Here is a 10936-nt window from a genome sequence, read left to right on the forward strand (position 1 = left end):
TCAGCCTCCCGGCTATCGCCAGCTGACCGATCCGGCCCAGGTCGGCGAACGTGGTGACCCACACTCAGCTACACCACGCAATGGGACACGATCATGGCGTGAAACCCTTCGGTCGCGGTTAGGATCGCCCGCGCAGCAACTACCGCACATTCAGGAATAAATTGATCTCACCTCCGAGGCGCAACCAATCAGCTATCGAGTGCTATTTCCCGAACGCTGCGATGTGCCTTCGGGCGGTGCCGGTAAACACTGCCGGATCATATAGGCTCTTGAGCCAACACCGGTGACGACGGCAACCCATTGCAATAGACTCGACCGCCGCTTCGAACGATCGCGCGAGCAAAAGCGGACACACCGTACGGCGCCGTCACGTATCGGATTGCCCGATCTCGACACGTTGGAACTACCGAAGGCCACTTTTGACCTCGCTTACGGTGCGTTGACCTTCCACTGTTTGAGGATTTCGGCCGCCTCGTGCGAGCGATCCGTAGCATGCTGGTCCCCGGCAAACATCGGTTTTCGCGATAGAGCATCCGATCTTCATGGCAGCAGCGCATCCGCACTGGATCAGCGGTGAGGTCGACGGACAGACCTAGCCTGCTACTTCCCTAACGGAAAATGGCAGACAGATTGGTTCGCCAGGCGAGCTGAAGTATTGCAGAGCGGTTCGGCACCACGCTTAAAGCGCCGATTGACGCAGATTTCCAAATTCGGTGGGTTGATTTGCTCTGACAGACGATCAGACATAACAGCGGCCCGCAATTGGATGTAGAACTAGGACGTCCCCTGTTGCTACTCGTTTCCGCGTCAACATAGGCCACTGCGAGAAGCTGTCGCAGTTGAGGGACGCCGTGCCACTCCCAGGTAAAGAGTGGCGCGGACGAAATCACCGAAAGGGGCTCATTTTGATGAGTATGCCGGTTATATGTTTTCACTGTCGCCAGAGCCAAGGCCTGAGTCTTAGACACTGAAATCGGAAGAGAGTTGGTTCATGTTGCTCCTCAACTCGCACGTCGATCACCGAGCTATCCTAGATCCTTGCGATGCAGATGACTTAAGTGTCGAGGCCGCTCGCAAGGTCGAGTGTTTTCTTCGGCATCGCGAAGGTCACAAGGAAACGCCGCTCCTTTCGTTGCCAGGCCTTGCTCGTGAGATCGGCGTCGCCTCGATCTACCTCAAGGACGAGGCGCATCGGCTTGGTCTTGGCAGTTTCAAGGCTTTGGGCGGCTCTTATGCCGTGATCCGGCTTGTGCTGGAGGAAGCAACCCGGAGGCTCGGCAGCGTCATCAACATATCAGAGCTGCACACACCTGAAGTGAAGGCCATCGCACGAGAAATGACTGTATCGTGCGCCACAGATGGCAATCATGGCAGATCAGTGGCTCAAGGTGCTCAGCTCGTCGGCGCGAAGTGCGTCATCTTCGTTCACGTAGGTGTCAGCGATGAGCGTATCGCGGCGATCGCTCGCTTTGGCGCGCAGATCATTCGCATCAACGGCAACTACGACGACTCCGTCGCCGAAGCCTCCAAAGTTGCTGCGGGAAATGATTGGATCACGGTGTCTGACACATCCTGGCCGGGCTACGAGCGTATCCCCGGACTCGTAATGCAGGGATATACCGCCCTCGTGAGCGAAGCACTGCGCCAGTTGCCCCAAGCTCCAACCCACGTCTTCGTTCAGTCGGGTGTGGGAGGAGTGTCAGCAGCGATCGCAGGGCATTTTTCAGTTCTGCTGGGCGATAGCCGCCCGTTTTTTACGGTTGTCGACCCCGCGCGGGCGGCGTGCCTGTTTGAAAGCGCCCGGGCCGGACACCCGGTAAAGGTAGATCATGGGCAACCGACTGTGATGGCGATGCTCGAATGCTACGAACCCTCGCTCGTTGCCTGGCGCATCCTTTCACGGGTAGCGGATGCGTTTATGACTGTCGACGATGCGGATGCTATCAGCGTCATGAGGCGGCTTGCGAATCCTAGGCACGGCGACCCGGCCGTTGTCGCAGGCGAGAGCGGCGGTGTCGGTCTCGCGGGCTTGCTGAAGGTTGCTTCCGACCAGAACCTGCGGGAAAAGAGCGGTCTTGGACCAAATGCGCGGGTCTTCGTAATCAACACCGAGGGCGCGACCGATCCTCGTCTGTACGAGGAGCTCGTCGGCCTGTTGCCAGCGCAGGTGACCGCGCGAAATACTACACTGACCAAGGACCAGTAGCGTAACGCTTGCGAGCCTTACGGCGTGATGGATCCCAATTGTCCGGGTCGGCACCCCACTTTTTGTTTCGATTCCTGCCGAAGCCTTTCAAGTCGCTCGAGTGGTTTCACCGCGAAGCTAACGCTCGCCTGCAAGACAGGTCCATGATCATCGCGAACTTCAATTGCCACGCGGTGATGCGGCCTGCTTCTGGCCTATTCGCGCGCCATCTCTGAGAGCGTAGTAGTCGCCTCTTCGCGCGCAGCTTCGTTATGTCCAGCTCGACACCTTCATCGTCACGGATAAATTGGCCGCCGTCACGGATATCAAATTGGTATCTTTTGATGATCGACTCGAACAGCCTTTCCGGCTTCAGACGGTGCCGCTCCCATATTCGAGTTGCCGATGCATGGCCTCAATGGAATGGCGAGAGGCGCTCCGTGCCGGAAACATCCGGGCACTTCTTGGAGGGCAGCACTGTCCGTCCGGAGTAGCGCCTGACTTGCGGATATGGGTGGCAGGAATGCGGCCCGACGGAATGCTCCCACGGCTCTCCGTCTGAACCAGGGCTGTTTTCGGTTGGGCGCCGGCAAGCATAGATGGCCCGGTATCGCGCGGCAGGCGGCACGCGGCACGCGGCATGATCTGCTCGCAAAGCCTGGAGCCGCTTTGCAAGCTCGGACTGGTTCAGCCATTCGATCGTGTCGTACTCACCTGCTTTCAAAGCTACCAGGCGATCGGGCGCAACGAATTGGACGGCACCTGCGCAGTCATTTCCAACATTTGAATGAGAGCGAAAACCGGCAATTGCAATCAGGGCTGTCCCCGGAGTTGCCGGCGTCGTGCCACGCGCTCTTTTGGAGCCATCTACCAAACCGGCCCCGCACAAACGTTTGTATGTATTGGACGGACGCTTCGAGCAGCTAAGTTGAACCGCCCAAAGAGCGCGCTAACATCGGAGAGGCTTCCTGGGCTTGACGACCTGCTCGCCCTCGTTTGGGATAGGCAATGGCTTCCTTCGGCCTATGGGGTCGGAGATCATCTCGATGAGCATATCAATGAGTACTTTGATTCGCCTTCGCTACAACACAATGGCGGACGAAAGCCCGGGCGGCGAATGGAGGTGGCGCGTGATCATGGAGAGAGATGGCGGATATGAGGAAGTTCTCGTAAAAGAGCTATCGATCAACGTGCCGTCATTCTCCCAGGCTGACGAGATGCCTGTTGTTGGGCGCAAGTACCATATTGCTTGCCACGGCACACTCACCGTGAAAGACGGTCTCGGTATCATCAGGTGAACCGACACGACGGTGAGGCTCTCGACGGCGGTCCATGGGACGCTCTCCGCGCGCTCCTCTCCCACAATCGGCAGCAGCATCGCTGCGATCTTCTCAGGGCGGTGTGACCGGCTTCTTTTCTTACGACCTAAACAAGACACTGGAACGGCTGCCGCGTCCGGCAGCGCAGGGACAAGGATTTCCGCAATCGGTTCTCGTGTCGCTGAATGGAACATCGTCGGGTACGATTACCCGCAAATCTACTCCTGTTCTGTCTTGTGGGATGGATATTTGGGGCTAGTCTAGAAACTAAACTTCGAACCTGAGCCTTCGGAGAAAATCTTTGAGTCTATTCAAGAGTCCCGATAAGGGCCGTTGAAATGGCTCGAGCGAGAGCTTGGCGGTTTTCTGGATTGCTCACCATTGTCACATGGTTGCCTGGAACAGGTATCGCATGAATGGCCCCCGCATCGACGACCAGGTCCCAGCCAAGCTTTGGCAGGTTTGCATCGCGACCAGATTGCTTGTCAGGCGGTACCCAACGACTAAGAGGCTCACTGGCATAAAACTGGTATATTTCAATTGGGAGCGACGGAATGCGATACGATTGTAGCGCCCGGTGAAATGCCGCGGCTCTTTCATACGTCGAAACGTCACTGTGAAGATCGTGATCTGGAGCTAACGCTCCTGTTTGCTGCGCCTTTTCGAGCAACTCAGAGATGGAACATTGTTCCGTGTCGCGTTCTAAAACCTCGCGATATTCATCGCGCAAGATCCCACAACGATCCAAAACAAATTCTCGCGCCAAATTCTTCAGTGATCCGTTTGAAGAAGCCGCAGGTAGACAGACATCGATGAACGCCATGAATGACACAACTTCATCAACACTCAGTAACCTCTCGGCAATAGCATACGCCAGGATTGCACCTGATGAGTATCCAGCAAAGCGGTATGGGCCCCGTGGCTGGATCTGTTTAATCGCAACAATCACCTCCGCGGCCATCGCCTCAAGAGTCGGTGGACGAACGTCATCGAAATGCGGCCAGGGCAGAGCGTAGACCGGGCAGTCTGCATCCATTTCCGCCGCCAAACCGAGGACATACGAACAATCGCCAAAGCCTGTTGGGACAAAGAAGAGCGGTGGCTGCGATCCGTTCGCTCGAACGGAAATCACCGCCGAGTGACTGGGCTGCACTTGCAAACGAATCTTCGATGCGAGGTCCTTCAGAACAGGTGCGCGGAAGAGGTCGGTGGCGCTAAAACTCAGCCCAAGATTTGATGCTCGACCGAGCATCTGCACGGCCAAGAGCGAGTGGCCGCCCAGTTCGAAGAAGTGGTCGTTGCGCCCGATGCGCTCGACACCAAGAAGCTCGGCCCAGATCTGCGCCAGCGCCGTCTCGACCGCACCTTGCGGCGACTGGTAGGCCGCCAGCGCATAGGCCTGATCGGCCGGCGCCGGCAGCGCATTCCGATCGAGCTTGCCGTTCACCGTGAGCGGAAGCGCCGCCAGCCGCACGAACGCACTCGGCACCATGTAGTCCGGCAGCTGCGCACTCAAGTGCGCCCGCAAGGCGCCCGCAACCCCGCCTCCGTCGCCCTCGTCCGCGCCGGCTTCGGGCGCGCAGACCACATAGGCGATCAGATGCTTGTCGCCGGCGCCGTTCTGGCGCGCCACCACCACCGCCTCGCGCACCCAGGCATGCTCGCAAAGCCGCGCGACGATCTCGCCCGGCTCGATGCGGTAGCCGCGAATCTTCACCTGGTCGTCGTTGCGGCCCAGGAACTCAAGATTGCCGTCCGGCAGATAACGTGCAAGGTCGCCGGTCCGGTACAGCCGATCGCCCTCGACAAAGGGACTGGCGATGAAGCGTTCGGCGGTCAGCTCAGGGCGGTTGAGGTAGCCCCGCGCCACCCCCGCCCCACCAATGTAAAGCTCGCCGACCGCGCCGAACGGCACGGGCGCGCCATGGCCGTCCAGCAAGTACACCCGCGTGTTGGCGATTGGGCGCCCGATCGGGACCACCGACCCATTGAAATCAGCCGGGCAAGGCCAGATCGTCGCGCAGACTGTTGTCTCGGTCGGGCCATAAGCATTAACCATTGATGCTGGAGCCAGACTTCGGATGAGTTCTGGCTTCGGCAGCTCTCCAGCAAGAATGAGAACTTGCACAGCCAAACATTCCGGATTTGTCTGAAGCAACGCTGGGGGCAATGTCGCGTGGGTGATGGCTTCGCTTTGGAGATAATCCGATAGCTTGTTACTCGCTTGACGGATCTCTTCCGCGGGCAAGTGCAAAGCGGCTCCGGAGCCAAACGCCATAACAAGCTCCCAAGCGCTTGCATCAAAAGCAATGGAGGCGAACTGCACGACTCGGCTGTTGGAAGAAGCGCCAAAGAGGCCGAGTTGAGCCCACAGCAGATTAACTAATCCTTGATGCTGGACCATGACCCCCTTTGGGGTTCCGGTTGAGCCTGAGGTGTAGATCACATAAGCGAGATGGCCCGATGTGAGGCCAAGCGTGTGCCGGTCCGGGTTCGAAGCCGGCCGTTCGGCCCACGCGGGCGTGCCCGTCTCCAGATCAATGACCGTGACATCGGTCAGCACTTCGGGGCCGAGTGCTGCGCGACCGACGACGTCGCAAAGCAGCAGGCGCGGCGCGGCATCGTTGACAACCTGCCGCAGCCGCTCACTGGGATAGGCTGGGTCCAGCGGCAGATAGGCACCGCCCGCCTTCAGGATCGCCAAGATGCCAACCATCATCATGAGGCTGCGTTCGAGGCAGATTGCCACCGGCTGGTCCGGCTTGACCCCAAGCTCGATCAGAAGATGCGCCAGCCGGTTGGCCCGCGCGTTGAGCTCGCCATAGCTCAGCCGCTCGTTTGCGCAGACCAGCGCCACCGCATCCGGCGCCTTTTGCACCTGCGCCTCGAACAGCTCATGGACGCACTGCTCTGATGGATAGGCCTCTTCCGTCCGGTTCAGATCCTCGAGCAGATAGGTGCGCTCCTCAGCCGGCAAGATGTCGAGCTTGCGTACCGGCGTATCCGGGGCATGCTCCAGCGCCTCTGCCAGTTGCTCGAGCACCCGCTGCATGTAGCCGCAGATCCGATCCGCCGAGATTGGCTCCGCCACCTGCACAGTGAGGCCCAGCGCCTCGCCAAAATCCTCCACCGACAGGGTCAGGGGATAGTTGGTGCGTTCCTCCCCGCCCAGCCATTCCATGCCGGACAGCACATCGTCGGCTGCGGAGGCGGAGATCGCCGCCGGCGTGTTGTGGCGGTAGTTCAACAGCGCGCTGAACAGCGGCGCGGGCGCCGCAATGGCGCTGCAGCGCTGTGCCAGCGCCAGCGAGGCATGCTCGTGCGCCAAGAGCTCGGCCAGCCGGGCATGCGTGGTTCGCACGCTCGCCTCGACCGCGGTCCCATCAAGGTCAAGCCGCAGCGGCAGCGTGTTGATGAACAGCCCCATCGCGCGGTCGCCACCCGCGCCGCCATGCATTCGGCCTAACAGCACCGTGCCGAACACCACCTGCTCGCGGCCGCTGCTGCGCGCCACCACCTGTCCCCAGGCCAGATGGCACAGGCTCGCCAGACTCACGCCCAGCCGCCGCGCCTGTTCGCGCAGCCTCGCATGGAGCACTGACGGCAGCATCCGCTGCGCCTCTCGAACCCCGCCGCCGTCGCCGCGCACCTCGCTGAAGCCGAACGGCGTGGTCGGCTCGTCGATGTCGGCCAGCAACTCCCGGAAGAACGCTTCATCAGCCTTGGCATCACGGCGTAGGTGCGCCTGGGCCACCAGATTGCGGAATGGCTGCGGCGTCGTCAGCTCATGCTCGCGTCCCTCCAGCACAGCCTGGACCTCAGCATGCATCACGTCCCGCGTCGTGTGATCCCCGATCAGATGATGCTGCAGCTCCAGCAGCAGCCAGCGCGCGCTATCGGGCTCGCGCGCAATCACAAACCGCAGCAGTGGCGCCCGGCCAAGCTCGACGCGGTGCCGACGCGGGTCAAACCGCTCCTTAAGCTGCTCGGCTCCAGCACCATGAGCGCCATCCAGCTGGACCTCGATCACCTCCAGTTGCGCCTTCCGCCACACCACCTGGGCCGGCCGCGACAACCCCTCCCAGACAAATGAGGTACGCAGGATGTCATTCCGGTCCACCACCCGCTGGACCGCAGCAAGATAGCGGTCCAACACGCCACGCTCGGCAAACGCCATCTGCGACACCAGCAGGTACGGATCGCCCTTTGCCGCCAGCAAATGATGGAACAGGATGCCGTCCTGCAGCGGCGACAGGCCGTAAATGTCCTGGATGTTGCCGACCCCGCCGGGTACCGTGGCGAGGATCCGGTCGATCTCGTCCTGCGCCAGCTCGATCAGCGGCAACATCTGCGGCGTGATCGCCGCACTTCGCTCGGTGATCAGGTTGGCCGGGACCGCCACCTCGTGATGGCGGCCCAGGCTTGCGGCCAGATCCGCCAGCACCGGCTTGACGAACAAGGTGCGCACCTCGATGCGCAGTGACCGCCGCCGTAGACGCTCGATCATTTGCACCGCCAAGAGCGAGTGCCCTCCCAGTTCGAAGAAGTTGTCGTGCCGTCCGACCCGCTCCAGCCCCAGCAGCTCGGCCCAGATCTGCGCCAGCACGGTCTCCATCTCGCCCTGTGGCGGCGCGTAGGTCCGCCGCGCATACGCCTCGTCGCCCGGGGCCGGCAGCGCGTTCCGATCGAGCTTACCGTTCAGCGTCAGCGGAAGCGCCGCCAGCCGCACGAACGCACTCGGCACCATGTAGTCCGGCAGCCCCGCACTCACATGCGCCCGCAAACCGCCGGCAAGATCAGATTCCTCAGCTTCGGCGGCAACGACATACGCAACGAGGTGCTGCTCGCCGCGACCATCCTCGCGCGCCACCACCACCGCCTCGCGCACGAACGGGTGCTCACAAAGCCGCGCCGCGATCTCGCCCGGTTCGATGCGGAAGCCGCGGAGCTTCACCTGGTCGTCGTTGCGGCCTAAAAACTCCAGATTGCCGTCCGGCAGGTAGCGCGCCAGGTCGCCGGTGCGGTACAGCCGGTCGCCCTCGACAAAGGGACTGGGGATGAACCGCTCCGCTGTCAGCTCAGAGCGGTTCAGGTAGCCCCGCGCCACCCCTGCCCCGCCAATGCAGAGCTCGCCCACCGCACCGAACGGCACCAGCCCGCCATGACCATCCAGCAAATAGACCCGCGTGTTCGCAATAGGACGGCCAATCGGGACGATGGCCTCATCAAACTCAGCCGGGCAGCTCCAGGATGTAACGTCGATCGCGGCCTCAGTCGGACCGTAAAGATTGTGCAGGGCCGTCCAGGGCAATACGCGCCGAACCCTATACACACTGGCGGCAGGGAGCGCCTCGCCGCTGCATAAAACCTGCCGCAGCGATGTGCAGCGGTCAACACTCTTCGCCTCCAAAAAGCTGACCAGCATGGATGGTACGAAGTGAACCGTCGTGATGCGCTGGGTGACAATCAAGTCGACCAATGCATCGGGATCTCTGTGCGCACCGGGCGGGGCCAGTACCAGCGTTGCCCCTTCAAGCAAAGTCCAAAAGAACTCCCAGGCCGAGACATCGAAGCTAAATGGCGTCTTCTGCAACACGACGTCTGTTGGTTTCAGACCATAGGCGTTCTGCATCCAGATCAGGCGATTAACGATAGCCCGATGCTCATTCTGTGCCCCTTTGGGCGTGCCTGTAGATCCCGAGGTGTAGATCACATAGGCGAGATTGCGGGAGGTCAGGCTGAGCGCGCACGGGTCTGGATCCGCTTCCGGAAGGTTGGCCCAGGCCGGGGCCGCAGTATCGAGCTCCACCACGCTCACATCGGCCGGCACATCCGCGCCCAAAGCTGCACGGCCGGCCACATCGGTCAGTAGCAGGCGGGGCACCGCATCGTTGAGCACCTGGCGCAGCCGCGCCGACGGATAGGCGGGGTCCAGCGGCACATACGCCCCGCCGGCTTTCAGGATGGCCAAAAGCCCCACCACCATCATCGGACTGCGCGCAACGCAGATCGCCACCGGCTGGTCCGGCCTGACCCCGAGGGCGATCAGGTGATGCGCCAGGCGGTTGGCCTGCGCATTGAGCTCGGCATAGCTCAGCCGCTCATCTTCGCAGACCACCGCCACCGCATGCGGCGCCTTGTGCACCTGCGCTTCGAACAGCTCGTGGATGCAGCGCTCCGTAGGATACGACGCCGCCGTCCGGTTCAGCTCCTCCAGCAGATACGTGCGCTCGGCAGTCGAGAGCAGCTCAATCCGGTGGACCTCTTGCTGCGCATCGGCAGCCATCGCCCGCAGCAGCGCCAGCAGATAACCACGCTGCCGCTCGATCGTCGCCTGATCAAACAGCGCCGTGGCATAACCCAGCGTTCCGGCGATCTCCTCGCCATGCTCGCCAAGGTTCAGCTCCAGATCGAACTTGACCTGATCAATCTCCTCCCCGGCAGGTTCGACACTCAGCCCCGGCAGGTCCAATGACCCAACCGCATTGTTCTCCCAGGCCAGCATCACTTGGAACAACGGCGTGTGGTCAAGAGCCCGGGGCGGCTGCACGATCTCCACCACCTGCTCGAACGGCAGGTCCTGATGCTCCTGCGCAGCCAGCACCGTGCGCCGCGTCCGCTCCAGAAGCTCCGACACGCGCGGCTTGCCCGACAGGTCCAGCCGAAGCGCCAGGGTGTTGACGAAGAAGCCGATCAGCTCTTCGATCTCGCGGTGCCCCCGATTGGCGCTCGGCACGCCAATCACAAGATCGTCCTGCCCGGACAGACGCGACAGCACCGCCGCCCAGGCCGCCAGCACCGTCATGAACAACGTCGTGCCATGCTGCAGGCTCAGCCGCTTCAGCTCTCGGGTCAAATCCGCATCGACGGTGATCGGGACCGTGGCCGCGGCAAACGACTGCTGGGCAGGCCGCGCACGGTCCGTCGGCAAGACAAGACGGGCTGTGCCTGCCAGGGCGCTGCGCCAATACTGCGCCTGCTTCTGCAACCGTTCCCCCGAGAGCCATTGGCGTTGCCAGGCGGCGTAATCCGGATACTGGATCGCAAGCGGCGGCAGAGGATCGTCCTGCCCAGCCTGGAATGCCCGGTAGAGCTGGCTAAGTTCACGCAGCAGCACGCCCATCGACCAGCCGTCCGAGACGATGTGATGCTGGGTCAGCAGGAAGACGTGCTCCTCATCCGACATCCGCACCAGACGCCCGCGGATCAGCGGACCGCGCGCAAGATCGAATGGCGTGCGCCCCTCTTCATGGCACAGATCCAAAAATGCCGCTTCCGCATCCGATCTCTCCCGCAGATCATGCTCAACTATCGGCAGACCCGCGTCCGGCGGCAAAACCTCAACCCGGGGCTTGCCCTGGGTCGCGACAAACACACTGCGCAGCGCCTCATGACGCGCAAACAGACGGTCAAGGCTGCGCCGCCAGGCGCT

3 protein-coding genes are annotated in these 10936 nt (G+C 61.6%); 2 read left to right on the top strand and 1 reads right to left on the bottom strand.

The genetic code is table 11. The features are described from left to right. Positions 1-991: 991 nt before the first annotated feature. Positions 992-2206 (top strand): diaminopropionate ammonia-lyase, encoded by a 1215-nt coding sequence (locus XH84_RS06835; protein ID WP_128948095.1) that lies wholly within the window; start codon positions 992-994, stop codon positions 2204-2206. A gap of 1025 nt (positions 2207-3231) precedes the next feature. Then, positions 3232-3483 (top strand): hypothetical protein, encoded by a 252-nt coding sequence (locus XH84_RS06845; protein WP_128948096.1) that lies wholly within the window; start codon positions 3232-3234, stop codon positions 3481-3483. A 328-nt stretch (positions 3484-3811) separates the two neighbouring features. Here the strand turns inward: XH84_RS06845 and XH84_RS06855 are convergent. Next, the coding region (locus XH84_RS06855; RefSeq protein WP_128948098.1) for a non-ribosomal peptide synthetase at positions 3812-10936 on the bottom strand (7125 nt) is incomplete at its 5' end.

The sequence above is a fragment of the Bradyrhizobium nanningense genome (assembly GCF_004114535.1).
GTDB classification, from domain to species: Bacteria; Pseudomonadota; Alphaproteobacteria; order Rhizobiales; family Xanthobacteraceae; genus Bradyrhizobium; species Bradyrhizobium nanningense.

What these genes read in the sequence shown, in the direction of transcription:
- XH84_RS06835 (WP_128948095.1), top strand. Translation starts at nt 992, where the DNA reads ATGTTGCTCCTCAACTCGCACGTCGATCACCGAGCTATCCTAGATCCT.
- XH84_RS06845 (WP_128948096.1), top strand. Translation starts at nt 3,232, where the DNA reads ATGAGCATATCAATGAGTACTTTGATTCGCCTTCGCTACAACACAATG.